The organism is Maricaulis salignorans (assembly GCF_900103475.1).
Lineage (GTDB): Bacteria > Pseudomonadota > Alphaproteobacteria > Caulobacterales > Maricaulaceae > Maricaulis > Maricaulis salignorans.
In genome coordinates, this window is the sequence record NZ_FNHG01000008.1 from 40,548 (window position 1) to 64,411 (window position 23,864).

At 63.3% G+C, this 23,864-nt stretch carries 26 protein-coding genes and 1 riboswitch; of the genes, 20 read left to right on the forward strand and 6 right to left on the reverse strand.

Translation table 11 applies throughout. The features are described 5' to 3' along the window. Nucleotides 1–1,134 (reverse strand): aminotransferase class V-fold PLP-dependent enzyme, encoded by a 1,134-nt coding sequence (locus BLT42_RS07975; protein WP_233342387.1) that lies wholly within the window; start codon nt 1,132–1,134, stop codon nt 1–3. A 126-nt stretch (nt 1,135–1,260) separates the two neighbouring features. On the opposite strand from BLT42_RS07975, the gene BLT42_RS07980 reads away from it, so the two are divergent. From BLT42_RS07980 to BLT42_RS08000, 5 genes are all read left to right on the forward strand, one after another. Then, nucleotides 1,261–2,403, forward strand: coding sequence for a phosphoserine transaminase (locus tag BLT42_RS07980; RefSeq protein WP_091769688.1), 1,143 nt, complete (start codon nt 1,261–1,263; stop codon nt 2,401–2,403). 62 nt (nt 2,404–2,465) lie between these two features. Continuing rightward, nucleotides 2,466–3,035: an acyloxyacyl hydrolase gene (locus tag BLT42_RS07985; protein ID WP_091769511.1), complete on the forward strand. Its 570-nt coding sequence runs from the start codon at nt 2,466–2,468 to the stop codon at nt 3,033–3,035. A 3-nt stretch (nt 3,036–3,038) separates the two neighbouring features. Continuing rightward, nucleotides 3,039–3,869: a PIG-L deacetylase family protein gene (locus BLT42_RS07990; RefSeq protein ID WP_091769514.1), complete on the forward strand. Its 831-nt coding sequence runs from the start codon at nt 3,039–3,041 to the stop codon at nt 3,867–3,869. 70 nt (nt 3,870–3,939) lie between these two features. Then, the gene (locus BLT42_RS07995; RefSeq protein ID WP_091769517.1) at nt 3,940–5,229 is read left to right on the forward strand and encodes an adenylosuccinate synthase; all 1,290 of its coding nucleotides are present in this window, start codon (nt 3,940–3,942) and stop codon (nt 5,227–5,229) included. A 25-nt stretch (nt 5,230–5,254) separates the two neighbouring features. Beyond that, nucleotides 5,255–6,460, forward strand: coding sequence for an APC family permease (locus BLT42_RS08000; protein ID WP_091769520.1), 1,206 nt, complete (start codon nt 5,255–5,257; stop codon nt 6,458–6,460). Nucleotides 6,461–6,463: 3 nt separating this feature from the next. Here BLT42_RS08000 and BLT42_RS08005 read toward each other — a convergent pair whose 3' ends face one another. Further along, complete coding sequence (locus tag BLT42_RS08005; RefSeq protein ID WP_091769524.1) at nt 6,464–7,558, reverse strand: acyltransferase family protein; 1,095 nt, start codon at nt 7,556–7,558, stop codon at nt 6,464–6,466. A 179-nt stretch (nt 7,559–7,737) separates the two neighbouring features. Between BLT42_RS08005 and BLT42_RS08010 the strand changes: the two genes are divergently transcribed. Further along, nucleotides 7,738–8,259, forward strand: coding sequence for a hypothetical protein (locus BLT42_RS08010; RefSeq protein ID WP_091769527.1), 522 nt, complete (start codon nt 7,738–7,740; stop codon nt 8,257–8,259). 22 nt (nt 8,260–8,281) lie between these two features. On the opposite strand, the gene BLT42_RS08015 is transcribed toward BLT42_RS08010, so the two are convergent. After that, the gene (locus BLT42_RS08015; protein ID WP_233342389.1) at nt 8,282–8,863 is read right to left on the reverse strand and encodes a hypothetical protein; all 582 of its coding nucleotides are present in this window, start codon (nt 8,861–8,863) and stop codon (nt 8,282–8,284) included. A 313-nt stretch (nt 8,864–9,176) separates the two neighbouring features. On the opposite strand from BLT42_RS08015, the gene BLT42_RS08020 reads away from it, so the two are divergent. Together BLT42_RS08020 and BLT42_RS08025 are read left to right on the forward strand one after the other, a co-directional pair. Next, entirely contained in the window at nt 9,177–9,962 is a 786-nt protein-coding gene (locus BLT42_RS08020; RefSeq protein WP_176780297.1) for an AraC family transcriptional regulator, read from the forward strand. A 98-nt stretch (nt 9,963–10,060) separates the two neighbouring features. Then, on the forward strand, nt 10,061–11,587 hold the full coding sequence (locus BLT42_RS08025; protein ID WP_091769536.1) for a serine hydrolase domain-containing protein: 1,527 nt from the start codon (nt 10,061–10,063) through the stop codon (nt 11,585–11,587). 27 nt (nt 11,588–11,614) lie between these two features. Here the strand turns inward: BLT42_RS08025 and BLT42_RS08030 are convergent, their stop codons facing one another. Beyond that, nucleotides 11,615–12,169 (reverse strand): hypothetical protein, encoded by a 555-nt coding sequence (locus BLT42_RS08030; protein ID WP_091769539.1) that lies wholly within the window; start codon nt 12,167–12,169, stop codon nt 11,615–11,617. A 40-nt stretch (nt 12,170–12,209) separates the two neighbouring features. After that, nucleotides 12,210–12,752, reverse strand: a complete 543-nt coding sequence (locus BLT42_RS08035) for a hypothetical protein (RefSeq protein WP_091769542.1) — start codon at nt 12,750–12,752, stop codon at nt 12,210–12,212. A 127-nt stretch (nt 12,753–12,879) separates the two neighbouring features. Next, nucleotides 12,880–12,982, forward strand: a riboswitch (TPP riboswitch). Between BLT42_RS08035 and BLT42_RS08040 the strand changes: the two genes are divergently transcribed. The 8 genes from BLT42_RS08040 (at nt 12,977) to BLT42_RS14990 (ending at nt 20,868) form a co-directional block, all read left to right on the forward strand. Beyond that, nucleotides 12,977–13,342, forward strand: a complete 366-nt coding sequence (locus BLT42_RS08040; protein ID WP_091769545.1) for an MmcQ/YjbR family DNA-binding protein — start codon at nt 12,977–12,979, stop codon at nt 13,340–13,342. It overlaps the preceding riboswitch by 6 nt. Further along, a complete protein-coding gene (locus tag BLT42_RS08045) occupies nt 13,339–13,785 on the forward strand; it encodes a hypothetical protein (protein ID WP_091769549.1) in 447 nt (148 codons plus the stop codon). The genes BLT42_RS08040 and BLT42_RS08045 overlap by 4 nt, the downstream gene beginning before the upstream one ends. Nucleotides 13,786–13,795: 10 nt before the next feature. Continuing rightward, complete coding sequence (gene thiC / locus BLT42_RS08050; RefSeq protein ID WP_091769552.1) at nt 13,796–15,802, forward strand: phosphomethylpyrimidine synthase ThiC; 2,007 nt, start codon at nt 13,796–13,798, stop codon at nt 15,800–15,802. A 116-nt stretch (nt 15,803–15,918) separates the two neighbouring features. Then, on the forward strand, nt 15,919–16,326 hold the full coding sequence (locus BLT42_RS08055) for a hypothetical protein (protein ID WP_091769555.1): 408 nt from the start codon (nt 15,919–15,921) through the stop codon (nt 16,324–16,326). 132 nt (nt 16,327–16,458) lie between these two features. Continuing rightward, a complete protein-coding gene (locus BLT42_RS14985) occupies nt 16,459–17,799 on the forward strand; it encodes a hypothetical protein (RefSeq protein WP_143024086.1) in 1,341 nt (446 codons plus the stop codon). 167 nt (nt 17,800–17,966) lie between these two features. Further along, complete coding sequence (locus tag BLT42_RS08070; protein ID WP_143024087.1) at nt 17,967–19,004, forward strand: hypothetical protein; 1,038 nt, start codon at nt 17,967–17,969, stop codon at nt 19,002–19,004. A 257-nt stretch (nt 19,005–19,261) separates the two neighbouring features. Further along, a complete protein-coding gene (locus tag BLT42_RS08075; protein WP_143024088.1) occupies nt 19,262–19,744 on the forward strand; it encodes a hypothetical protein in 483 nt (160 codons plus the stop codon). 644 nt (nt 19,745–20,388) lie between these two features. Beyond that, nucleotides 20,389–20,868 (forward strand): hypothetical protein, encoded by a 480-nt coding sequence (locus BLT42_RS14990; RefSeq protein ID WP_143024089.1) that lies wholly within the window; start codon nt 20,389–20,391, stop codon nt 20,866–20,868. A 91-nt stretch (nt 20,869–20,959) separates the two neighbouring features. On the opposite strand, the gene BLT42_RS08090 is transcribed toward BLT42_RS14990, so the two are convergent. Next, the gene (locus tag BLT42_RS08090; protein WP_176780298.1) at nt 20,960–21,295 is read right to left on the reverse strand and encodes a YkgJ family cysteine cluster protein; all 336 of its coding nucleotides are present in this window, start codon (nt 21,293–21,295) and stop codon (nt 20,960–20,962) included. Between the two features lie 175 nt (nt 21,296–21,470). On the opposite strand from BLT42_RS08090, the gene BLT42_RS08095 reads away from it, so the two are divergent. The 4 genes from BLT42_RS08095 (at nt 21,471) to BLT42_RS08110 (ending at nt 23,856) form a co-directional block, all read left to right on the forward strand. After that, nucleotides 21,471–21,905: a hypothetical protein gene (locus BLT42_RS08095; RefSeq protein WP_091769576.1), complete on the forward strand. Its 435-nt coding sequence runs from the start codon at nt 21,471–21,473 to the stop codon at nt 21,903–21,905. 100 nt (nt 21,906–22,005) lie between these two features. Continuing rightward, a complete protein-coding gene (locus tag BLT42_RS08100) occupies nt 22,006–22,191 on the forward strand; it encodes a hypothetical protein (protein ID WP_143024090.1) in 186 nt (61 codons plus the stop codon). A gap of 74 nt (nt 22,192–22,265) precedes the next feature. Then, nucleotides 22,266–22,694: a hypothetical protein gene (locus BLT42_RS08105; protein ID WP_091769582.1), complete on the forward strand. Its 429-nt coding sequence runs from the start codon at nt 22,266–22,268 to the stop codon at nt 22,692–22,694. A gap of 112 nt (nt 22,695–22,806) precedes the next feature. Next, the gene (locus BLT42_RS08110) at nt 22,807–23,856 is read left to right on the forward strand and encodes a DUF481 domain-containing protein (protein WP_091769585.1); all 1,050 of its coding nucleotides are present in this window, start codon (nt 22,807–22,809) and stop codon (nt 23,854–23,856) included. The last annotated feature ends 8 nt before the right edge of the window (nt 23,857–23,864 follow it).

Below are 23,864 nucleotides of genomic sequence, written 5' to 3' on the forward strand. Positions count from 1 at the left end.
TCAGAGCTCGGCTTTCAGGGCGGCGACAAGCCGGGCCAGATCGGCCGGGTCATTATAGAGATGCGGCGTCACGCGCAGCCGGTCGCCGCGCTGCGAGACATAGACCTGGCGTGCCGCGAGACGCTTGACCAGGTCGGCGGGCGCGCCGCCGGGCAGGGCGAGGCAGAGATAATGCGGCGCGCGTTCCGGCGTCGCATCGCGCAGGCCGAGCGGGGCCACGGCGTCGGCGATCTCGGCGGTGCGGGCACCGAGGGTTCGGGAAATCTCTGCGACGCCCCAGTCGAGCATGTGTTGCAAACAGACATTCGCCGCCGGCACCAGCTGGAAGGCCGAGCGTTCGCCCATGTCGAAGCGGCGGGCACCGGGCGCGTATTCATCGGCATAATCGACCAGACGGGCGAAATCCTCGGCCCGGTCGCGCACGATCCAGTTTTCCTCCAGCGGCTCGCCTTGCTGATGTTGTGGCGCGACATAGAGGGCGCCGATCGAATAGGGCCCCAGCATCCACTTATAGCAGGCGGCGACGGCAAAATCGGGCTGGATCGCCGCCATCTCGAACGGCAATACGCCGAGCGACTGGGTCAGGTCGAGAACGAGCGCCGCGCCCTGCCGCCGCGCTGCATCGCTGATCGCCGCAAGGTCGAGCTGGCCGCCATCGGCCCAGTGCACATGCGGGCAGGCGACGATCGAGGTCGCGGTGCTGATCGCGCCGAGCATGGCATCGGTCCAGCTCTGGTCCTCACGCCGCGTCACTGTGCGGATGCGGGCGCCATATTGTTTCGCCAGGCCGTGCCAGACATAGATATTCGACGGAAACTGCGCGTCCAGGACGAGGATTTCCGACCGGGCGTCGGGCGCCAGATTGCGCGCCGCCGTCGCCAGTCCGTAGGAGGCCGCCGGCACGATGGCGACATCATTGCGGCTCGCCCCGAACAGGGCTGCCGCCCGGGTGCGAAATCCTTCCGGCGCGGCAAAGAAATCGGCCTGGATGTCGAGCGTCCAGGGCCGGGTCTTGCGGGCATAGCTGGTCGCCCCGGCACCGGAGGCTGCGATCGGCATTGGCCCCATATAGGCGGCGTTGAAATAGGCGACCTCGCGCGGCAGGTCGAACAGGGCGCGTTGTGATGCGATCATGCAAAGCCTCTTGCCCCGCTGCGCGCGGGGCGTCAACGTGTCGGCGACTCCCTCACGCCCCCCGATCCGGAGATACAAGTGGCCGATTCCCAGAGTGCAGCTGTCGACACCCCCAATTCCAAACCGATGATCCGCCCCGCCGATCCGCGTTTTTCCTGTGGACCGGTCAAGAAACATCCGGGCTGGACCTGGGAGGGGCTCAGCGAGGCGCCACTATCGCGCACCCACCGCGCCGGCCAGGCCGTGGCGCGGATCAAGGAGGCGATTGACCGCACCCATGCGCTGCTGGAATTGCCCGAAGGCTATCATGTCGGGATCCTGCCCGGCTCCGATACCGGTGCGATGGAAGCGGCGATGTGGTCGCTGCTCGGACAGCGCGGCGTTGATGTGTTCGGCTGGGATGTGTTCGGCAAGCGCTGGATCCTCGATGCCCGCGACGAGCTGCCGCTCGATGATCTGCGCATTTTCGAGACGCCAGCCGGGCAATTGCCCGATCTGGCCCAGCATGATGGCAAGCGCGACACCGTCTTCACCCTGAATGGCACAGCGGCCGGCGTCTGGGTGCCCGATCTCGACTGGATCGACCCCGCGCGCGAGGGTCTCACCCTGTGTGACGCCACCTCGGCCGCCTTTGCCGTCGATATCGACTGGTCGAAGATCGATGTCCTCACCTTCTCCTGGCAGAAATGCCTCGGCGGCGAAGCCCAGCACGGCATGCTGGTGATGAGCCCGCGCGCGATCGAACGGCTCAACAGCTACAAGCCGGCCTGGCCCATTCCCGGCCTGTTGCAGCTGCATTCCGGCGGCAAGGCGAATATGGCGGTCTATGAGGGCTCGACCCTCAACACGCCGTCGCTGATGTGTGTCGAGGATTATGTCTCCTCCCTGAAATGGGCATCACGCATTGGCGGATTGCCCGAGCTGGTGCGCCGCAGCGAGGCGAATTTCGCGGCGCTTGATGCCTGGGTGAAACAGTCGGACTGGCTGGGTTATCTGTGTGAGGACGAGGCGGCGCGCTCGCCGGTTTCGGTGACGCTGAAATTCACCGATCCGCGCATTGCAGTGATGGATGCCGAGGCGCAATGGGCGCTGACCAAGCGCATTTGCTCCCTGCTCGAGCGTGAAAATGCGGCGCTCGACATCTCGATGCACCGCCAGTCCGTGCCCGGCATCCGCATCTGGTGCGGTCCGACGATCGAACGTGATGATTTGGCCGCACTCGGTCCCTGGCTCGACTGGGCCTGGCGCGAGGCGCTGGACGCGGCGTAACGGGCGCGCTATCCGTTGCACGACAGGGATTTGGCATCAGGCCATAGCTCAAAGGGGTGATCATGACACGTTTGATGATGGCGGCGGCAGCCGCCGCCTTGCTGGCCGGAACGGCGCAGGCAGAAGATCGCGGGATGGAGTTCCGCTTCGGTGTGACGGCGCATGATCTGGCAGACCATGTCGAGGACGGGCCCAACCTGACCGCGGAAATCCTGTTCGGTTCGCCGGACTTCCTCTCCGCCATCTGGTCGCCGCGGCCCTATGTCTATGGCTCGTTCAACACCAATGGACTGACCAATTTCGGGTCCGCCGGCCTGGCCTGGAATATCCCGCTGACCGAGCGCCTGAATTTCGAGATCAAGGAAGGCCTGTCCTATAATGACGGCGTCGTCGATATCGATCAGAACGCGCCGGCCAGCGATCCCAACCGGATCCGTCTGGCCACGACGCGGGCCCTGATGGGCAGCCATATCCTGTTTCACACCACGCTCGGTCTCGATTACGACATCAATGAGCGCTGGGCGGTCGGGGCCTATTACGAGCACATCTCGCATGGCCAGATCCTCGCATCAGGGCGCAACCAGGCGCTCGATAATGCCGGTGTCCGCCTGAGCTATCGTTTCGGGCGCTAAGCCGTGCCGCGCTCGCCGGTCTTGCGAATCCTGATTGTCATCGCCGGCGTGCTGGTGATGGCTCTGGCGTCTGCCTGGCTCTGGCTCGACTCCCTGTTCGAAGTCCCCGGGACGCGCACTGTGCCGTCGATTGCCGGAGAGGTGGGCGCGCAATCCGTGCTCGCCGTCTTCGCCCATCCCGATGACGAGCAATCGGTCACCGGCCTGCTGATCCGGGCGCAGACACGTGACGGGGCGGTGACACGCATGATCACGGCGACGCGCGGCGAGGCGGGAACCCCCTTGCCGCAGGTCAGCCGGATGGAAGAATTGGGCATTATCCGCCATGCGGAAGTGCTCAAGAATGGCTGGGCACTGGGGCTCGAGGAACAGGAAGTCTGGGACTATCCCGATGGCGGCCTGCCGGATGCGGATTTCGAGGTCTATGTCGCCCGCCTGATGGAGCGCATGCAGGCCTGGCAGCCCGATCTGGTGGTGACCTTCTGGCCGGAAAGCGGCCTGTCCTGGCATCCCGACCACCGCACGGCGGGGCGCGGCGCGACCGAGGCGGTGCGCCGTCTGCGCGAACTTGATCCCGATAATGCCCCGCGCGCCATCGCCTATATCCTGGCACCGCCGCGCATGATGGCCCAGTTTGGCGGCGAGACCGGCCAGCTGATCGTCGACAACCAGCCGGCGCCCAATCTGCAAATGCCGGGCGAGGCCTGGGCCAAGGTGCGCGGCTGGCAGATCCACGCCTCACAGCGCGATTACCTGCAACACGCCTATGGTTTCCCGACGCAGGTGATTTACGGCCTGTATGACAAGGAACATTATTACCTCGTCGAATTCTGACGCGGTGCAAATTGATCTGGTCCGGGTCACGGCTTCGTGACAAGAACCCGCGACAAGGCAGGAGTCAGACATGGCGAACGTGACCGTAGTGGGTGCCCAGTGGGGCGATGAGGGCAAGGGCAAGCTGGTCGACTGGCTCAGCCATCGCGCCGATGTCGTGGCCCGTTTCCAGGGCGGGCATAATGCCGGCCATACGCTGGTCGTCGGCGAGAAAGTCTACAAGCTCTCGCTTCTCCCCTCCGGTGTCGTGCGCGGCAAGCTCTCCGTGATCGGCAATGGCGTCGTCGTCGACCCCTGGGCTTTCCTCGCCGAGGCGGAACGGATCACCGCCCAGGGCGTCAATATCACGCCCGACGTCGTCAAGATTTCCGAGACGGCTGCCCTGATCCTGCCGATCCACCGCGAACTCGACGCCTTCCGCGAAAACCGCGATGATGGCGAAGCCATCGGCACCACGCGCCGCGGCATTGGCCCGGCCTATGAAGACAAGGTCGGCCGCCGTGCCATCCGTGTCATCGACCTGATGGACGAGACCGCCCTGAAAGCGCGCGTCGCCGATATCCTGCACCATCACAACGCCCTGCGCCGCGGCCTCGGCCATCCGGAATACCCGGCCGAGCAATTGCTCGCCGAAATTCTCGAGATTGCACCGAAAATCATCCCCTATGCCGCGCCGGTCTGGCGTGTGCTGGCCGATGCGATCCGGGCCGATCAGAAAATCCTGTTCGAAGGTGCGCAAGGCGCGCTGCTCGATGTCGATCACGGCACCTATCCCTTCGTCACCTCATCCAACACCGTCTCCGGCCAGGCGTCGGCCGGTACCGGCGTCGGGCCCAAGGATGTCGGCTATGTGCTCGGTATCGCCAAGGCCTATATGACCCGCGTCGGCGCCGGCCCGTTTCCCAGTGAATTGCACGATGATGACGGCCAGCAGCTCGGCGAGCGCGGCCATGAATTCGGCACTGTCACCGGGCGCAAGCGACGCTGTGGCTGGTTTGATGCGGTGATCACGCGCCAGACCTTGCAGGTCGGCGGCGTCACCGGTGTCGCCCTGACCAAGCTCGACGTGCTCGACGGTTTCAAGACGCTGAAAGTCTGCGTCGCCTATGAACTCGACGGCCAGCGTCTCGATTATCTGCCCGCCGGCAAGGAAGCCCAGGCCCGGGTCACCCCGGTTTATGAAGAGCTTGAAGGCTGGCAGGGCTCGACCGCCGGCGCGCGTTCCTGGGCGGAACTGCCCGCCGAAGCGGTCAAATATGTCCGCCGCATCGAAGAGCTGATCGAATGCCCGATTGCCCTGGTCTCGACCAGTCCGGAACGCGAAGACGTGATCCTGATGCAGGACCCTTTCCGGGCGTGATGGCGCGGGCAGGGGGGAGGCGGTAATGGCGCTCTCCAATGCCCTCATTCTCGCTGCCGCCCTGCTGACCGGCCTGGTGCTGGCCTTGCCGCGCGTCGCCGAAAACCGTCTGTGGCGCGCGACCATCACGCCGCTCGCCTCGATCATCGGCAGCGGTTTCCTCGTGCTCGGTCCGGTGCTGGAAACCTCCTATGGCTATCTGGCGCCACTGGTGATGGCGGGCATGTGCGCCGGCGCCTGGATGTTCGGTGCCGCGATCCGCGCCAATATCCACCAGCTTGACCAGGCCATCAGCCCGCGCAGTGTGCTGGAGAACCGTCTCGAAACCGCCGCCTCCTGGGTGCTGGCCTTCGCCTACATCATTTCGGTCGCCTATTATCTCAACCTGCTCGGTGCCTTTGGCGTCAGCCTGACCGAGGTCGATGACCGCTATCACGCCCGCCTGCTGGCCAGCGCCGTACTGGTGCTGATCCTGGTAGTCGGCTGGACGCGCGGTTTTCACGCGCTGGAGCGGCTGGAGCAGGTCTCGGTCGGTATCAAGCTGGCGATCATTGCTGGGCTGATTTTCGGGCTGATCCTGTTCAATGCCGAACATTTGCGCGCCGGCGATCTGCAATTCTCGCCGCCGGAACTGACCGGCTGGCCCGCCATCACCCTGGCTTTCGGCCTGATCGTCACTATCCAGGGCTTCGAGACCTCGCGCTATCTCAAGGCCAGCTATGACGCTGCCACCCGCATCCGCTCGATGCGGCGCGCGCAGCTGGTCTCGGCGGCGATCTATATCGTCTATATCGGCCTGATCGCCTATGTCTTCACGCCCAGCGACCTGCCTTTCAGCGAGACGGCGATCATCGACATGATGCGCATCGTGGCGCCCGTTCTGCCGGTTCTGCTGGTCGCCGCCGCCCTCAGCGCCCAGTTCAGCGCCGCCGTTGCCGATACCGGCGGATCGGGTGGGCTGATGGTGGAATTGAGTGGCGGCCGCATCAAGCTGCGTCAGGCCTATGCCGTGCTGGTCGGGGCCGGACTGGTGCTGACCTGGACGGCCAATCTGTTCGAGATCATTGCCTATGCCTCGCGCGCCTTCGCGCTCTACTACGCGCTGCAGGCGGCGCTCGCGGCGCTGGGGGCCTGGCGGGCCGGCGGCCAGTCCTTGCGGATGACGGGCTATGCCAGCCTGTGCCTGCTCGGCCTGGCGATCACCGCCTTCGGAACGCCGGTCGAGGGCTGACCCCTATTCAGCGGCAACCATGCGTGGCTGGCGCATCCAGTTGAGCAGATGGGGCTTCATGGCCAGGGCGGGCTTTTCGACCGTCACCCGCATCACCCAGCCGGCGGCGATGGCGCTGACCAGCATGATGGCGAAAAGGGTGTTGGCATCCAGGCCCGGCATCAGGGCGAAGGCCATCATGCCCAGCGGCCAGTGCAGGATGTAGACACCGTAGGACACATCCTCGACCTCGCGCAGCGCCTTGCCGACACGGCCAGGGACATCAAGGAAACCAACCCAGAGATAGAGCCAGGCCAGCGCGATCTGCAGCATCACCGGGCCCATCGCCGTGCCCTGGCTGGCAAAGGCCGCCAGCAGTGCCAGGCCGACATAACCCGAAGAGAGCGGGATCTGGTCACGGGCGGCGTAAAAACCGGCGCCGATCATGAAGGCAGGGCCGAAGCGGGCCATGGTGCCGATCGTGCCTTCACCAATGCCGCTATAGCCGAACATCTCGTAGAGCACGCCGCAGACCGCTGCCAGACCGGCCCAGACCAGGATCAGGCTGCGATGACGGTAGAGGCCGACCGCGGCCAGCAGGCCGACACCGAGATAGGCGAGCAATTCATAGCGGATCGTCCACAGCGCGCCGTCCATCGCCCGGCCAATTGGCGAGGCATTGAAGACCTCCGGAAGGCCGGCCAGCGGATCCGCTTGCGACAGGACCATCAGCGGGAATTGCAGCGTCTGCGCATGGCTCCAATACTGGCCCAGCGGCAGTTCGGTAAAGAGCGGGCCGATCACGAGCCACATCAGCAGGACGACAGCGATCAGGCCCGGGAAGATCCGCAGCACGCGCGACAGGGTGAAGGAGAGCATGTCCGGGCGATTGAGCAGGCTGGCGGTGATCATATAGCCGGACAGGATGAAGAAGCCGTCGAGCGCCAGCTGGACCGTCGCATCGACAAATTCCGGCCAGACACCGTGATAGGGCAGGCCCATCGGGATCAGGATGGCATGGGCATAGACAACGATAATGGCGAAGACGATCCGCATGGCGGTGAATGTGTTCGACTTGTTTTCGAGCCGGCCATGGCCGGAATGAAAGATCGCCCGCATGATTTCGTCCTCATTTGATCGTTTGTGTTAGGGAATGAGCAATAATTGGGCCGTGCCGCCTGGTCCTGGAAGCCTTTCGTTATTGAATTGAATTTGTTGAAAAATCTGGCCCCCAACTTGGTTCGAGCTTAAGCCGCCGCGCCCAGTCTTCTTCCCGTAATGGGAAAAAGGAGGGGCCGATGTCCCGATTCAGCTTGCGGTATTCACTGGCCCTGGCGCTCGGCCTGGCTGTTCAGGCCGGATGGGGCGCATCCGCCCAGGCCGATGATTGTTCGCGCTTCGCGGCCGCCCGCGATAGCTATCTCGGCCAGACCAGCGATGGCATGACCGCCGCGCTTGAACAGATGGCGCGCCAGCGTCAGATCCCCGTCGATGCGGCGGCCTTTTACTGGGGCGGGACGCTGTTACAGGCTGATGACCGCGCCAGTCTCGCCAGCCTGGCCCAGCTCACCCTCGCGACCTATCAATGGCAGGGCCATTGGGAGCGGGCCGAGCACGCCATGACCCGCATCGCCGATGAGCATGGCAGCCGCGTTGCGGCCCTGTATGCCGGGCTGATGTTCACGGACAATCGCGGCGCGCGCGACCCGTACAGGGCCCGCGCCTATCTCGCCGAGTCCGCCCGGGGCGGCAATCGCGATGCGGCAGCCTTTCTGGATATGCATGATGCCTGTTCCGGGCACAGGATGGCGCTGAACTGATCTTGCCCGGCGGCGCTGACCGCTATTTTTGCGGGGCCGGACAGGGCCCGAACTGGCGCAGGACGCGGCCGGTTGAAATCAGCACGCCGCGTTCAGCCGGCCCCGCGGTGACAATAGACCGATCAGGCGCAGCCGCACTGTGCAGGCCGCGCCGGTCATTTTCCCACAGTTCGAGGATTTCGATATCGCCATCCTCATACTGTCTCAAGGTCAGGCTCAGCGCGCCGGTAGTGCTGCCGTCGAACACGTCATCCTCGTAGCGTCCGGCCGTCGTGATCCGCGCCGCTCCGATCAGGGCCTCGCCCGCCACGCCATGCCTGGCAGGCATTTCTGCCTCGTGGATCGCATATAGCGGTTGGGGTTCGGGATCGGCGTCAAGATTGAACGAGACCAGGCCGGCACTGGCTTCGTAGATCGCGGCGGCGAGAAAATCGAGCCGGCGGACCTGACGCACCCGGATCGTGATGAAAGCGGCATCGCCGTCCTCGCATTGCAGCGCACCGTCGTCGTCGCGTTCGACAAACCGGCCCTCGGGGAATATCGCACCGTGTTCCGGTGCGGCCGGTCCGGCGCCTTGCGCAAGGAGCGCGGCGATCAGTGTCATTGCCTGGTGCATCAGGAACGGGTCCCGTATTGTGGATATTCGGCCTGCCCTGCGGAGCCTTGCGGCGGGGCGACTGGCAGGCCGGCAGGCGGTATCCATCTAAGGTCTGCGCGGATGAATGCCAGCTGAACGGCCGGGAGACTGGCCGATTGCGTTCGGGTCAGGCCGAGCGTCTATTCCTCTCATGATCCGTCTCTGAAGCGAGGCTGACAGGCGGAGCGCCGCGTTTCTGAACAGGATTTCATCATCCAAACCACGAAGCTGAGGCATCATGGTGACGGGTCCGGCCTTTCGCCGGGCCGGGAGGTTGATGATGCAGCACGCGCAGCTCTTTGCAGGCAGCGGGACCAGCGCCCGGTTGAGCTATTACGCGCCGGGCGCCTCGATGGCGGCGCATCATCATGAAGTCCACCAGTTTTCCTGCCTTCTGATCGGCGAGTTTCTCGAAGCGCATGCGGGACATGAGCGGGAGATTGGTCAGCCCAGTGTCGGCGTCAAACCGGCCGGTCTCGAGCACTATAATCAATACGGGCCCAATGGCGCCCTGATCCTGTCGATCAATCTGGAACCCTCTCGGATGGACGAGTATCTGCCCGGCTGTTCAACCGATTGGCGCTGGCAGGCAGGTGTCATGGCCGGGCGCGAGCGGCGTTCGGTGCTGGCGCTCTCCTCACTCCCGCGCGGATCCCAGGCCGAGGCGGAGACGCGGATTTGCGACCTGCTGGCGGTCATGACCCCCGAGCGCGACCGGCCGGCGAGCGCATCGCCGGGCGCGGCGGTGCCGGGCTGGCTCGCCCGGGTCCGCGACGCCCTGCGCGAGAGCGAGACTTCACCCGATTTGCAACGCCTGGCCGACGAGGCCGGCGTTCACCGCGTGCACTTGTCGCGCGTCTTTGCCCGCGAGTTTGGTGTGCCGCCCAGCCTGTATCGCCGCCGTTGCCGTCTGGCGCGGGCGATCGCCGACATGCTGCAAGGCGCCACGCTGGCTGATGCGGCCCATAGCGCCGGCTTTGCCGATCAGAGCCATTTTTCCCGCTTCGCCAAGACCGAGACCGGCTATTCCCCGAACCGGCTGAAAACCCTGCTCGCGGCGGCCTGAGCCGGCGATGTTACACGCGTTCAATACCGAGGCCCTTGCCTCTGCTTGATTGAGCGCAAGCAAGCTCCCCACCGTGGAGCGCCAATCTGGAGCAGACCATGTTACGTCACACCCTCGCGGCCATCAGCGCCCTCCTGTTGACCGGAACCGCCACGCTGGCGGAGACCCCGCAAGTCGCGGCGGCCCAGCTGGACGAATTCCTCGACCGCTTCCCCGATCTCGGACCGGGCTTTGCCGTCGTTATCGTAACCGCCGATGATATCATCATGAACCGCACCCAGGGCGAGCGCCGCGCCGCGACCGGGGCGCCGATGACGTCGGAAACGCCGATCTATATCGCCTCGCAAACCAAGGCCTATATGGGTCTGCTGGCGGCTTATCTGGACGCCCAGGGCATTCTCGCGCTCGACAGCCACATCACGGATTACTGGCCCGATCTGCAATTTCCCGAGGGTGTTGACCCGGCCGAGTGGACCTTGCGAGATCTGATCTCGCACCAGGTGCCGATCAGTGTTGAGATGATCACCATTCTGGAAGCCTATGTCGGCGAGGTCGCCGCGGCCGATTATCCGGCGCTGATCGCGCGCTATGGCGAGGCTCGCGAGCCGGGATTTGAGTATGATAATCTCGGCTATAATATTTACGGTGCCATCCTCGAGACGGCGACCGGGCGCAGTTGGCAGGACTGGCTCGACCAGGTGATTTTCGATCCGCTCGGCATGGACCACACGTCCGCCCGCACCTCCGACTTCTCCCTCGACGAACTCTCCTGGGGTCATGTCTGGCAGGGCGAGGGCGCCGGCTGGTATGAGGTCCGGCCCAAGACCGACGCCATCATGCAATCGGCCGGCGGTCTGGTGACCTCGACCGATGACATGGCGCAATGGCTGCAGCTGCAATTGCGCGGCTCAGGCCCAGAGGGCAGCGGCATCACTGCGGGCATGATCGCCGATGCCCAGACCGTCGCGGCCGAGACCCATCGCGATGACCGCCGCAATGCGATCGAACTGGTCTGCTCCGGCTATGCGTTGGGCTGGAATGTCTGCGATTTCGAAGGCCACCCGCTCTATGTCCATGGCGGCGGCTATACCGGCATTCGAACCATGATGGCCTTTGCGCCCGATCTCGGTGTCGGCATCGCCACCTTCTCCAATTCCGACAATATGACCGGTTGGGTGACCTCGCGCACTGTGATCATGTATCTGCAATTCCTCACCGAACATGCCGATGCCGAACGCTGGTCCGAAGCGCGGCCGCGGCTCTATCCGGAGCGCGCCGCCTGGCTGCTCAACCGGCGTCAGGAAAGCCTGGCCGAGACCTGTGCCGAGGCCCGCTGGGGCGATTGGAGCTGGACGCCAGACAGTGAAACGCTCGCCGCCTATCAGGGCCGCTGGAGCACGGGCGATCCCTATCTCGATTTCGAGATCGCGCTGGAAGCCGGTCAGCTGGTCGCCCACTGGGGTGTCTATACGGTGCCGATGCAGCCGGCGACGCCCGACGTCTTCGGTGGCCAGACCGACCCGTCCGCGGGGCTGGAATATTTCCACTTCTCGCGTGATGAATCCGGCGCGCTCAGCGGTGTCGTCTGGGATGAGCACAGCTATACCCGCATTGCCGGCGAATAGGGCCGGGCCTTTGCTTCGCGCGCTGCCTCAGTCCATTTCGACGGCGCAGCGCTCGAAAGGCTGCAACACCTCGCCATTCATCGCAGCGCCGTGGACACCCGGTGCGCGGGCCGAGCGGATCAGGATGATCGGCTCGCTGGCATAGGTCAGGACGGCGCTGACGATCTCGGTATCGCCATCGGGGTTGGTGAGGATGACGGCGCGCAGCGGGTAGGACGGCGAGCCGTCCGCCGGTGTGTGCCAGCCATCGATCAGATTCATGATGCGCATGCCGTTGTCGAATTCCGGATCGGGGCGGGACCCGCCCAGGGAGAGGGCATAGCTGAGATGGTAGCGCGCCGCCTGGCCGCCCAGGGCAAGAACAAGCTCGCCGGCATCGCCATCCATGCCCGAGGGATTGCCGGGTGTGGCACGTATGTCGAGATCAAAACTGCGCGCCGATGCATCGCCGCAAGCCGAGCTGCCATCGGCGAGGCGTTCGACATAATGGCCATTGGGCAAGGCGGGGAGGCCAAGGATGACATTCTCCGGGACGGCGCCCTGGAGCAGCGTGGCGGCGAGTAGTCCTGTTGCGATCAGCATGGCAAATCCCTGTCTTCGCGGTTCAACCCTGTGCGCCCCGTCAGCCTGCCTCGGCCGGGCAGCGTTCGAAGGGTTGCAGCGCGGCGCCATTGGCCAGGGCACCATGAGTGCGCGGCTCGTGGGCTGTGATCACCAGGTGGATTGGCGGCCCGCCGTCGGAGGCGGTGGCATTGGTTAGCTCGGCATCGCCATTGGCGCTGGTGAGAAAACTGGTCCGCAGGGTGTAGGGGCCCGTCCCGTCGTCCAGCGTGACGCGGCCATCGATCATGTGCATCGTGCGCATGTCGAAGGCCGGATCGGGTTCGGCGAAGGAGAGCGCGTAGGTGAGCTGATAGTCCACCGGCGCGGCACCCAGCGCGACCACGAGGCTGCCGGCATTGCCGTCAATACCGGAGGGGTTGTTCGGCGGGGTGCGAACCTCGAGGTCGAACCAGCGCGCCGACGCGTCGCCGCAGGCGGAGCTGCCATCGGCCAGACGCTCGACATAATGCCCGTTGGGAAAGGTGGACAGGCCCGGGAGCTCGGCGGGCGCGTCGGCGCCCTGGAGCAGCGTGGCGGCGAGCAGGCTGGTGATGACGAGCATGGCGTACCTCCGGTTTGAGCCCATCATCCTAGTCGCCAGGGCTGCGCAGTGCATCCCCGGAACGGGGGAGGGCCGCCGGACCCCGAACCCGCTTGCCAGAATCGCCGCGTCACGGCATGCTCGCCACCAGATTTCCGAGGGGCGTCGCGCTGGCCAGCCAGCGTGACTGAGAAGCACCCTTAGGACCGGATCCGGGTCATGCCGGCGGCGGGACGGAGAGGGTGATGGACGAAACCGAATTCAACGCATTCTGCGGCACGCTGCCCGCCACCAGCACGGTCGTGCAGTGGGGCGAGGCGCATGTCTGGAAGGTCGGCGGCAAGGTGTTTGCCGTGGGCGGCTGGTCCAAGGATATCGACGGCTTCGGTATCTCGTTCAAATGCTCGCCGATGACGTTCGAGATCTACAAGGATGAGCCGGGCATGCGCCCCGCGCCCTATCTCGCCTCGCGCGGCATGAGCTGGCTGCAATGGACCGGCCCTGAAACCCTCGATACCGCGACGCTGGCCGACTATCTCGGCGAAAGCCATCGGCTGGTCGCCGCCGGCCTGACGAAGAAGGCTCGCGCCGAGCTGGGCCTGGACGAATGACGCCGCCAGTCTCCACCTGGCTCATCCTCACTGCCGCAGCGACGATCTGGCTCGGCACGGCCGCGTGGATGTTGTTCCAGGCACCGCGTCCCGTCGAAACGGTTCTGCGCCTGACCGGTGACCCCGGCCTGCGGCGGCGGGTCTTCCTTCCTGTCGGCGCGGTCGGACTGGTGGTGATCGCGATCCAGCTCGTCTCGCCCGGCGCGCGCGATCTGGAGAACGGGCTGAACCTGCTGGCCTTCGCCCTCGCCGGCGGTTGTGTCTGGTTGAGCCTGAATGCCTTTCTCACCTGGCGGCCTTCGCCGGCCTATCTCAAGATCCTGCAGGGCTGGGCCCGCTCGCTCCGTCTAATCTTCCGCTGGGTTGTCGCACCGTTCCATATCGGACTTTCAGCCGCGGCCCTCTTCTTCCTCATTCGTTTGCACCCCTTTACCGCCCTCTAGGACACCCCCAATGAACAAGCCCACCACCCAAGCCAGTTTCGAGACCCCCAAGGTCACCACCGGCGCCTTGCCGGGCTCGCGCCGCGTCTGGACCTCTCCGGTCACCGCGCCGGGCCTGAAAGTCCCGCACCGCGAGATCGACCTGCATCCGACGGCGAATGAGCCGCCGGTGCGGGTTTACGATACCTCCGGGCCCTACAGCGATCCGAACGCCAAAATCGATGTCGAGCATGGCCTGCCGCGTATCCGGCTGGCCTCGATCCTGAAGCGTGGCGGCGTGGAGGAATATGAGGGGCGCCCGGTCACCCCGCTCGATAATGGCGGCGCGACGGGCAAATATCTGGCGCGGGAATTTCCCTCGTTGCGGCGGCCGATGCGCGGTCTGCCCCCATCGTCCGCTGGCGCGGACACTTCCCCCATGAATGGGGGAAGAAATGGCGCACCCTCGTCCTCCCCCGCGAGCGGGGGAGGTGTCAGCGCAGCTGACGGAGGGGGGCGGAACGGGGAGAGCCGGGGCCTCGTCACCCAGTATGAATTTGCCCGCGCCGGCATCATCACGGACGAAATGATCTATGTCGCCGAGCGCGAAAATCTCGGTCGCAAGACGCCGATGGCCGGTTATCAGGAGCGCATGGCCGATGGCGAGAGCTTTGGCGCCTCGATCCCGGAATTCGTGACGCCGGAATTCGTCCGCTCCGAGATCGCCCGCGGCCGCGCCATCATCCCGTGCAATATCAATCACACCGAGCTGGAGCCGATGATTATCGGCCGCAATTTCCTCACCAAGATCAATGCCAATATCGGCAATTCCGCGGTCACATCGAGTGTCGAGGAAGAGGTCGACAAGATGGTCTGGGCGATCCGCTGGGGCGGCGATACGGTGATGGATCTCTCGACGGGCAAGAATATCCACAACACCCGCGAATGGATCCTGCGCAACTCCCCTGTGCCCATCGGCACCGTGCCGATCTATCAGGCGCTGGAAAAGGTCAATGGCGTCGCCGAGGACCTGACCTGGGAAGTGTTCCGCGACACGCTGATCGAACAGGCCGAGCAGGGCGTGGATTATTTCACCATCCATGCCGGCGTGCGCCTGGCCTATGTGCCGATGACCGCCGACCGCGTCACCGGCATCGTCTCACGCGGCGGCTCGATCATGGCCAAATGGTGCCTGTCGCATCACAAGGAGAGCTTCCTCTACACCCGCTTCGAGGAAATCTGCGACATCATGCGCGCCTATGATGTCAGCTTCTCACTGGGCGACGGCCTGCGCCCCGGCTCCATCGCCGACGCCAATGACAAGGCCCAGTTTGCCGAGCTGGAAACCCTGGGCGAGCTCACAAAGATAGCCTGGGAAAAAGGCTGCCAGGTGATGATCGAGGGCCCGGGCCATGTCGCCATGCACAAGATCAAGGAGAATATGGACAAGCAGCTGGAATGTTGCCACGAGGCGCCCTTCTACACGCTCGGCCCCCTGACCACCGATATCGCGCCCGGCTATGACCACATCACCTCCGGCATCGGCGCCGCCATGATCGGCTGGTTTGGCTGTGCCATGCTCTGCTATGTCACCCCGAAAGAGCATCTCGGCCTGCCCGACCGCAATGACGTCAAGACCGGCGTCATCACCTACAAGATCGCCGCCCATGCCGGCGACCTCGCCAAGGGCCACCCGGCCTCAAAAATCCGCGACGATGCCCTGTCCCGCGCCCGGTTCGAATTCCGCTGGGAAGACCAGTTCAACCTCGCCCTGGACCCGGAAACCGCCCGCGATTTCCACGACAAGACCCTGCCCAAGGACGCCCACAAGGTCGCCCATTTCTGCTCCATGTGCGGCCCGAAATTCTGCTCGATGGAGATCACGCGGGAGATCCGCGACAAGTTTGGCTCTGCGCGCGCGCCGAACGTGATCGCCGAGGCCGAAGCCGGCATGGCGGAGAAGGCGGCGGAGTTTCGTGAGAAGGGCGGGGAGATTTATCTCAGCGAGAGCGGCGAAGTCAGAGAGCCGATTGATTGACGGGCTGAGGGACTGGCACCTCCGGTGCCTGTCCCGGGGGAGACTCCGTTTTCCCATGGGACGCGTACCAGAGGTACACATCCCTCGTTGGGCGAAGCCAGGGAGGCGATTGATTGATGGAAGAGCACGACCCCTGGCGCCCATATGTGCGCATCGAGTCGGTCGATCCCAAGATGAGCTGGGGCCGTTGGGCCGGCGTGGCCTTGGGGGTCACCATGATCATCGTGCTGATCGTCCTGCCGGTCTGGATGGCGAAGTTTCAGGCCGCGCTCGTGCCCTGCGGCGAGTTGCGCACCGGTCTGGTCGAGCTGTCGGCGCTGCGGATCGATTCCGCTTCGCGCGGTTCAATCCGCAGAACCTGGACCACGCGCGTCCGCTTTCCCGAGGGCGATAGCATCACCCTGCGGCAGTCGCTGCCGAATGTACATCGCGGCGACCGCGTCACGCTCCAGGACCTGTGCCATCCGACGGGCGGCAATGTGCTGCGCCAGCGTGTGAATGCGGTCGAGCATATCGGTCATTGAACCAGGCTCGATTGACGCGATGAGGGACTGGCACCTCGGGTGCCTGTCCCGGGGAAGACTGAGACTATTGTGAATCGGCGGGTGTGCTGCTCTAATTGTGCCACCTTAGTATGTTTTTGACGTGGGGCCGATGTGCTTGAAGATATCGAACATCTCGTACTTCGATGCAGGTCAGAGCGGGCGCGCTCACACATCGAAGAGGCCCTCAAATGTTACCGAACCGGTGCAAATAGAGCGGCAATCGTATCTGCTTGGATCGCCTTCGTCTTTGATTTCATAGATAAATTATATGAATTGGCATCCGAAGGTGACGCTGAGGCAAAGGTGCAGGTGTCAAAATTTGAGAGCATTCAAAAAGCAATATTAGATGGCGATCCTCAGGGAATGGGTCGTTCGCTTGAATTTGAGAGAAGTGCACTTGACGTTGCGAGGGTAAAGCTCGAGCTACTAGATCACCATGCATATGAAGATTTGCGACGACTTAGAGAAGATAGAAGCAGATGTGCTCACCCTAGCCATAGAGCGGATGATCTTATCTATAGGCCGACGGGAGAGTTGGCGCGCCTGCATATTGTAAATGTTATTCTCCATATGCTCAGTCAAGCACCGTCTCGAGGACGGGCCCTTCGGGATCGTCTGATAGGAGTCATCCGCGATGACGGGTTCCCGACAGATGTTGAGGGTGCGCGAGGGTACTTGGAGCTGCACGGGTACGTTCGGCCACGAGAACCATTGGTCCGTGCGCTTGTGGATGCTGTTCAGTTCGGTCTCGTTGACTCGGAGCATCCGCTCTATCGGCTGACGAAAGCGATATCAGCGCTCCAGGCCGTCTATCAAATGAATATAGAGCTATCTGAACCACGGATCAGGGAGAATATGCGGAAGATCCGTGGCAGGGTCGCGGAGGTCGACGCGGTTCTCCTGATACCATTGGCGACTGCGTTGCCCCCCGTACGGGAAGAAATTAATGAAGCAACAGCGCGAAAGATAGTCGCTTCGTTGATGAAGTACTCCAAGCCGAAAAAGCATGACTTGCTTGCACAAGCTTTCGAGATACCGATTTTGCGAGAGCGAATTGCACCAAATCTTGGACAGGTTACTGATGCAGATCTTGGGATTGCCGCGGCTCTCGCCCAAAGCAAACCGCTGGTAGATCATGCTGTACAAAGGTTCGCGAAGGCGAGAAGTTGGATTGATGCCAACAGTAAATTTGAGACTCTTATTCTTCCTCTACTAGGAGTATTGGAGTTCGAGCATATTGAAATCATAGTTAGGGCGGCGGGAGATGGTTCGGCCGACTTGCTTGGCAGTCATGGATTTCACCGGTTCTTGAGTGAAATTTATGCCGAAGAGTCGAAATTTGAACGCGCCCGGTTGGACAAGTTGCTGACTGAGTGCGAATTGGAGAGAAAAATTCCTAAAGTCGAAGAGGTTGAGCTTGCATCCACCGAAGACGACGAAATTCCATTTTAGCCGCGGGAATGATCATTTTTGTGAAGCCCCCACACCCCACCTTAAACCCCATACCGAGAGTCAGCCTCAGGGGACAGGCACGGTCAAGGGCGTCGGAGGCGCCGCTTCGCGGTTTCACCTCCCGGGTCTGATGCTCCTGCGGTCAGAGGTTAGAATTAGGAGGGCGCATGTTTGATGCATTGAGGATTGAGCTTCAAAAGCGTGGAGTGGCAGAGGGTTTGATCGAAAAGGCGATATCCGCAGGGTATTTCCTTAAGGGATGGTTGGGTTCTGACGGAAAGCCATACTTCACTGTTAGCGATTCATTGTACGGAAACAAGGCATTATCTAGCTCTTTTGGTGTCGACCAATTTGCTCAATATTTGGTTGGCGAAAGTGTTTTCGATCAATTGCCGCCACTTAATCGAATTCGTGTTAAAAATAGAATGGAACTCGACGAATATCTGAATTGTGAACGTATAAAGAGGTATGTGAATGACGGCTCTTTAACCATGAGGGGGCAGTCGAGTGAGTATATGCTTCGTAGGGCAATACCTAACCCTGTGAGGGCGGATGCCCTTGGAAATGAGATTTCAATTATTCCAGGGTCGTATCGACAGCCTAGGGATAAGTATTACTCTTTAGAAGTTCCGATCCCGAGCGATTTTTCTATTAGGGAATATTGCCGTTATTTCGACGAAGAAAATGACGGGTACGCGATATACCACGGCTTCGATCATATGCGGGTAGAGCAGCATTACGCACGCCAAACGTCGGGCCTAGACATAACCTTCGATATCGACGTCGCGATCTTCTTCGCGACAAATAAGTCCTTTGAGCTGCCATCCGGCAGTTTTGGCTATGAACCAGTGCCCAGGGGCGAGCACGCAGGGGTCATCTATCTGTTTCGCTTTGGATCTCCTTCTGTCCGTCGGTCAGAGTTCCTAATTGAACGGTTTGATTTTTATAAAAGACACTATCCTCTACGTATTCTAAGGCAGATTTGTGGACTACCGCTGTTCGGACAGTACGAGCGAAACATCGCTGTTACCGACGTTGATACAGTAATAGAATTGGACCCCGATTTCGAAATGAGCTCAGTTTTGGCGCCCGAATTCATGTTTCCGAGTGCGGTGGAGGATAGCTTTTACGGCCAACTTCTTTCGTTGAAGGATCGCTTTCCGGAACGACTTGCTGATGTTGTCGAATACTCGTGGGCGCGGTGACATTTGGAAAACTGTCTGCACCGCGCCAGATACTGTCGCGCGTTGGAGTCTCAGTCGTGAAGGTAGTGGTCTATGGCTTCTTCTGCCACCCACACCCCACCTTAAACCCCATGCCGAGAGTCCGCCTCAGGGGACAGGCGCGGTCAAGGGCGCCGCAGGCGCCGCTTCGCGGTTTCACCCTTGACCGCGCCTGGCCCCTGAGGCCCTTTGGCTGGCAAGGGGTTTACGGGATGGCCTCGCCCGGGGGGAGGCTCAGGATGATGCAAAAGAAATTCAGATTGTATGGCCTGGTCTGCCTGGTTTCAGCGCTGCTCCTCGCAGCCTGTAACCCGCTTCGGATCAATGAAGCCGTGCTGGTCTGCCTGCCGGCGGGCACGGGACCTGCGGACATGCGGGGCTTTATGCTCGACCTGTCGCTGCGCCATGGATTCGAGTTTGAGGAGAATGGCGACCAGGTCGCGCGCGATTTGAGGGCGACGGGTGGGGGCGCCGCCAGAATACTGCCTGACGATCCCCTCAATGCCGGGCTCTATCAGCGCCGGCAGGCCGTTATGAAGGCGACAAATCTCGGGCTCGACGATCATGAGATACTGGTGTCCTTTGCGCGTCGTGACAGGCAAGCGGAGCTGGAGCGCTTCAAGGACGATGTCATTGCCGAGCTGAGTGAGCGCTGGGACACAAGGGTGTTCGACGGCTCGCCGGGGATCATCAAGGGGACATGCTCGTCGTCATCCGACTGACTCAACGCCAATCTCATCGTCATCCCGGCGCAGGCCGGGACGCAGGATCACGCACCCACGTCTTCCTTCTCCGCGAGGAGAAGGTGCCCCGGATTTGATCCGGGGCGGATGAGGCGGGCCATGTATCCGTCTGCAAGCGGGGCGCTGCCACCCTCACCCGCCCCTGCGGGGCACCCTCTCCCCAGGGAGAGGGCAGGGCTCGGCGCCCTTATCCCCGCCCCATCCCACCGCAAACCCCCGTCACCAAAGCCCAACCCGAAAATCCGCCCCGACTTGTCCCCGCCCCCTCGACCCGCGCCCATAATCGCCAACGGTTCCCGGGGTGGGAGGCGCAGGCCACGTCACTGATGCCCGGGAGCGAGCGGAGCCTGTCCGGGCGATCGGTGTGACGATCGAAAGCGCTGGCAGGGCGTCCTCTCTTCACGTCCGAGGGCACTAAACGACCGACCCGAGTACGTGTGAGGATTGGAAACGGGGTGGAGACGCCACGGGAAAACTCCGCAAGCGGGATGTCACGATGTCACGCGAATTTACATTACCGGTTCCCGGCATCGCCGGCATCCCGCTTGCCTCCCATCACTTCGGCGAACGCCGCGGAGCGCGCACCCCTGCGCGCGCGTGGCCACAAGACAAGGGATTTGATGATGACACGACGCCTGCAGACACAAGCCGCCAACCCCGTCCCGGCCAGCGAGCCGGTCTATGACGGGCTGGTCGCGATGTATGAGCACGAGGCGCTGAGACTGATGTTGCGCTGCCTCTACCGGCAATTCCTCGATGGGGAGAATGCCGCCGCCGTGCGCACCGCCGCCACCCTGCTCAAATCCCTGCCGGCGGCACGCCGCGGCGGCAAATGGATCGACCTGCTGGAGGAGATCAACCGGGACATCGCCCGGATGACGCCGGAGGAGATGGACGCGGAAATCCTGGAGGGCTTTGGTGTCGTGCCGGAGGCTGGGCAGGCCGGGGAGGCCGGGCAGGCTGGGGAGGCCGGGGGCGCTGAGGGCGAGGTCGAGTCTGGTGAGGTGGTGGGCGACTCTCGCACCCAACGCCAATCCCATCGTCATCCCGGCGAAGGCTGGGACCCGGATTCACGCACCGGCGCTGACAAGTCTGGCGCATAAACGCCTATCGGCCTGGCTCTACGAGGCTGGGTCCCAGCCTGCGCCGGGATGACGGTTGTGGGTTGGAGAGGGTGAGGTTGCGTCTGCAAAACTAGGCCGCCGGCGCCGCGCGCACCTTCTCGCCCATCACGCCATTGGCGCGGATTGCTTTCTGGCACTCAAAACTGCCGGCCCGGAAGGCGCGGCAGGCTTCGGGGCGGTGGTCGTAGACGGCGCACAGGGCCTCGCCGGTCTCAAGGCGTAGATGGGTGCAGTGGCCGCAGCTGAAATCGACAAAGGAGCGGCCGCCGTCCTCGAACAGGCTTTCCGGGGGCAGGGCGGCGGGGCCGATGCGGGCCTGGTCTTGCGGCAATAGAACGAGATAGCGCGGATGGCGGCTGAAACAACAGGCTCCGCAGGTGACGCAGTCAAACGCCAAATCCGACATGTGAAATAACAAGCCCACCGCGCGAGGACGGCCTTCCGCCCCGGCCCGCAGCGCGCGGGATTTACGCCAGTCGAGCGGGATTTGCATCCGGAAAATGCGGAGTCGCGCTGACCACACGTCCCGTTAATCCCGCCCGTGCTTGGCTGGCGTTTCAGCAAAACCTCGGGGAGGTCTTATGCATATGTCCATCCATGCCGGCTGTTTCGGGGCGCTTGCGGTTTGCGCTGCGGTCTTGATGCCGTTTGCAGTGCCCGCCGCCACGGCGCAGTCATCGGCCTCGCCCTCGGGGCAGGTCTATCAGACGCGCTTCGGGGCCGAGACGTCCACGAGGCTGGCGATCGAGTTCGGCAGCGGCGAGAGCGGCGGCACGGTGAGCATTACCGAGCTCGGTAATACACCCGCCCCGCCGCCGGCCGGCCTGGAATTCGGCATGCTGGGCCAATGGAGCCAGGCGGCGGACGGTTCGGTGACGGTCAGCGGTTCGCTCTATTTCCTGCCCGATGGCGGTCCGGCTCTGTGCGAGAGCTGGGCGGCGGATTATTCCGGGCAGGAGGAGACCTGCTGGTTCAACCATAATGACGCCAGCTATGGCCCGCTCCTGCTGCAATAGGTGCCGGCTGGCGGAAAACGCCTAAAATTGCAATGAATTCAGTGTGCCACCCTTAAACTCTGCCTGCTAGACCGGTGGGGAGGCTGACCGGAGACCAAGCATGATGAACCTGATGGCGACCCTGGCGCTGATGGCGCAGCCGGCCCTGACCGACACCTCCCATGCGGCCGTCCTGGACGAACCGGCGGCCCCGGCCGAGGATTTCGGCCTCACCAGGCATGGCGGCAGCTCCGGCGCGGAAGCACCGGCGTTCAATTTCCAGGCCGAAGGCCGGCGCTCCGACTAGCGGGCGTGCGCCAGTCTGGACCGTCCACCTGCCACCACAGCTGAAACCGCTCCTGTAGAGAAAAGGAAACTTCAATGAAAACTATCCTCCTGGCCAGCCTGAGCCTCGTCCTTCTCGCCCCTGTCGCGCTCGCCGATGACGGCCCTGCGGGACAGACCTTCACGGCGGTCGCGACCCGGGACACCGATTTCGCCCGCACCGGCCATACGGCAACCATCCGGTTCGAGAGCGGCGGCAATGTCACCGTGTCCGGCATTGCCGATGCAATGGGGTCCGACCCGTGGACGACCGACTGGCAGGAGCAATCCAACGGCGAGATCTCAAATGGCCTCTCCATCTTCTGGATGGATCCCTGGGGTGGCAGCCCGCTGTGCAGAAGCTGGCCGGACTATCCGATCGGCGCCGATGTCGAATCCGTCGGCGGCGACTGGGAAGCCACCGGCGTCTGCTGGCTTGGCCCCGAGGGTGGCGATCTGGCCTGGCGCATCACGCGCACCGAATAGGCTTCGGGCGGCGCGCCCGGCGACAAGCCACCAAATCTTAAGGATGATTGCCTAGCTCTGGTACCAGAGCTAGGCGGCCTGCCCGGGGTCGCAGCCAACCGGGAAGACTGCCATGCCCTTGACTGTTCCGGCCCGGATTGCGGCCGTCTTGCTGAGTGTCATCGCCCTTGGCGCTCCGGCCGGTGCCGAACTCCCGCAAGCCTATCAGGCGCTGCTGGCCGAGGCGGCTGACCGCCAGGATGATGATGCGCGCTTCCTCGAGACCGCCGACATGGTCGCCGTGCTGGTCGAGGGCGGGCGCGCCGCCGTGCATGCCGATATTCTCGCCCGTCTGCCGCATCGCGCCAGCGCTGTTGCCGACTGGCCCTTGCCGGCGCCTGCTGCATCTCCGGAGGGCGCTGCCGCACCGGCACCGCAGCCCGAGCATCGCAGCCTGGGCGGCGCGCCGATTGATCTGAGCGAGGCGCCCGAGGGTTCGGGCGGTTGGCTGGCCGGTTCGATCCGCATGCTGCGCCCGGACAGCTGGGCCGGTCATATTCGCGCCGGTATCCAGCTGGAACGTGGCAATTCCGAACTCACCGATTTCACCTTCGCCTTCGAGCTTGATCGCGAATTCGAGCAAGGCTGGCGCGTCGACAGCCAGTTCGAATACTTCCTCTCGGAAAGCGCCACAAATACCACGCGCGACAACTGGCTGGTCGAACTCCGCACAACGCGCGAACTCGATAGCGGGATCGGTTTCTATACCGGTGGTTCCTATGAGCGCGATCTGATCGGCCGTTATCAAAGCTCTGCCTTCCTGACCGCAGGCGGGATCTGGCATGTGCTCGACGGCGAGGCGGCCGACTGGGTGTTGCGCGCCGGTGCGGGCCAGCGCTATCGCGAGGACGCGGTGACCGGGGACAGGCTGAGCGACTGGGTTGCCGAGGCCGGGTCGAGTTTTCACTACCAGATTTCAGAGACCGCCAGCTTCGGCTCGGAAACCACGGCCTTTCTGGGCGGCGGTTCGCGCATCGACCAGCGCTTCACCCTGACCAATCGCCTGTTCGGCGACTGGGCGATCCAGACCGGTTTGCGCATCGAGCATGAATTCGAGGACCGCCCGGGCTATGAGCCGACCGATATGCGGCTGGACATTTCCCTGCTCTACGCCTTCGACTGATCTGCACT

Excerpts from the sequence above, each read along its gene's own strand:
- BLT42_RS07975 (WP_233342387.1), bottom strand. The coding sequence starts at position 1,134 with ATGATCGCATCACAACGCGCCCTGTTCGACCTGCCGCGCGAGGTCGCC.
- BLT42_RS07980 (WP_091769688.1), top strand. The coding sequence starts at position 1,261 with ATGATCCGCCCCGCCGATCCGCGTTTTTCCTGTGGACCGGTCAAGAAA.
- BLT42_RS07985 (WP_091769511.1), top strand. The coding sequence starts at position 2,466 with ATGACACGTTTGATGATGGCGGCGGCAGCCGCCGCCTTGCTGGCCGGA.
- BLT42_RS07995 (WP_091769517.1), top strand. The coding sequence starts at position 3,940 with ATGGCGAACGTGACCGTAGTGGGTGCCCAGTGGGGCGATGAGGGCAAG.
- BLT42_RS08000 (WP_091769520.1), top strand. The coding sequence starts at position 5,255 with ATGGCGCTCTCCAATGCCCTCATTCTCGCTGCCGCCCTGCTGACCGGC.
- BLT42_RS08005 (WP_091769524.1), bottom strand. The coding sequence starts at position 7,558 with ATGCGGGCGATCTTTCATTCCGGCCATGGCCGGCTCGAAAACAAGTCG.
- BLT42_RS08010 (WP_091769527.1), top strand. The coding sequence starts at position 7,738 with ATGTCCCGATTCAGCTTGCGGTATTCACTGGCCCTGGCGCTCGGCCTG.
- BLT42_RS08015 (WP_233342389.1), bottom strand. The coding sequence starts at position 8,863 with ATGACACTGATCGCCGCGCTCCTTGCGCAAGGCGCCGGACCGGCCGCA.
- BLT42_RS08020 (WP_176780297.1), top strand. The coding sequence starts at position 9,177 with ATGCAGCACGCGCAGCTCTTTGCAGGCAGCGGGACCAGCGCCCGGTTG.
- BLT42_RS08025 (WP_091769536.1), top strand. The coding sequence starts at position 10,061 with ATGTTACGTCACACCCTCGCGGCCATCAGCGCCCTCCTGTTGACCGGA.
- BLT42_RS08030 (WP_091769539.1), bottom strand. The coding sequence starts at position 12,169 with ATGCTGATCGCAACAGGACTACTCGCCGCCACGCTGCTCCAGGGCGCC.
- BLT42_RS08035 (WP_091769542.1), bottom strand. The coding sequence starts at position 12,752 with ATGCTCGTCATCACCAGCCTGCTCGCCGCCACGCTGCTCCAGGGCGCC.
- BLT42_RS08040 (WP_091769545.1), top strand. The coding sequence starts at position 12,977 with ATGGACGAAACCGAATTCAACGCATTCTGCGGCACGCTGCCCGCCACC.
- BLT42_RS08045 (WP_091769549.1), top strand. The coding sequence starts at position 13,339 with ATGACGCCGCCAGTCTCCACCTGGCTCATCCTCACTGCCGCAGCGACG.
- thiC (WP_091769552.1), top strand. The coding sequence starts at position 13,796 with ATGAACAAGCCCACCACCCAAGCCAGTTTCGAGACCCCCAAGGTCACC.
- BLT42_RS08055 (WP_091769555.1), top strand. The coding sequence starts at position 15,919 with ATGGAAGAGCACGACCCCTGGCGCCCATATGTGCGCATCGAGTCGGTC.
- BLT42_RS08070 (WP_143024087.1), top strand. The coding sequence starts at position 17,967 with ATGTTTGATGCATTGAGGATTGAGCTTCAAAAGCGTGGAGTGGCAGAG.
- BLT42_RS08075 (WP_143024088.1), top strand. The coding sequence starts at position 19,262 with ATGATGCAAAAGAAATTCAGATTGTATGGCCTGGTCTGCCTGGTTTCA.
- BLT42_RS14990 (WP_143024089.1), top strand. The coding sequence starts at position 20,389 with ATGACACGACGCCTGCAGACACAAGCCGCCAACCCCGTCCCGGCCAGC.
- BLT42_RS08090 (WP_176780298.1), bottom strand. The coding sequence starts at position 21,295 with ATGTCGGATTTGGCGTTTGACTGCGTCACCTGCGGAGCCTGTTGTTTC.
- BLT42_RS08095 (WP_091769576.1), top strand. The coding sequence starts at position 21,471 with ATGCATATGTCCATCCATGCCGGCTGTTTCGGGGCGCTTGCGGTTTGC.
- BLT42_RS08100 (WP_143024090.1), top strand. The coding sequence starts at position 22,006 with ATGATGAACCTGATGGCGACCCTGGCGCTGATGGCGCAGCCGGCCCTG.
- BLT42_RS08105 (WP_091769582.1), top strand. The coding sequence starts at position 22,266 with ATGAAAACTATCCTCCTGGCCAGCCTGAGCCTCGTCCTTCTCGCCCCT.
- BLT42_RS08110 (WP_091769585.1), top strand. The coding sequence starts at position 22,807 with ATGCCCTTGACTGTTCCGGCCCGGATTGCGGCCGTCTTGCTGAGTGTC.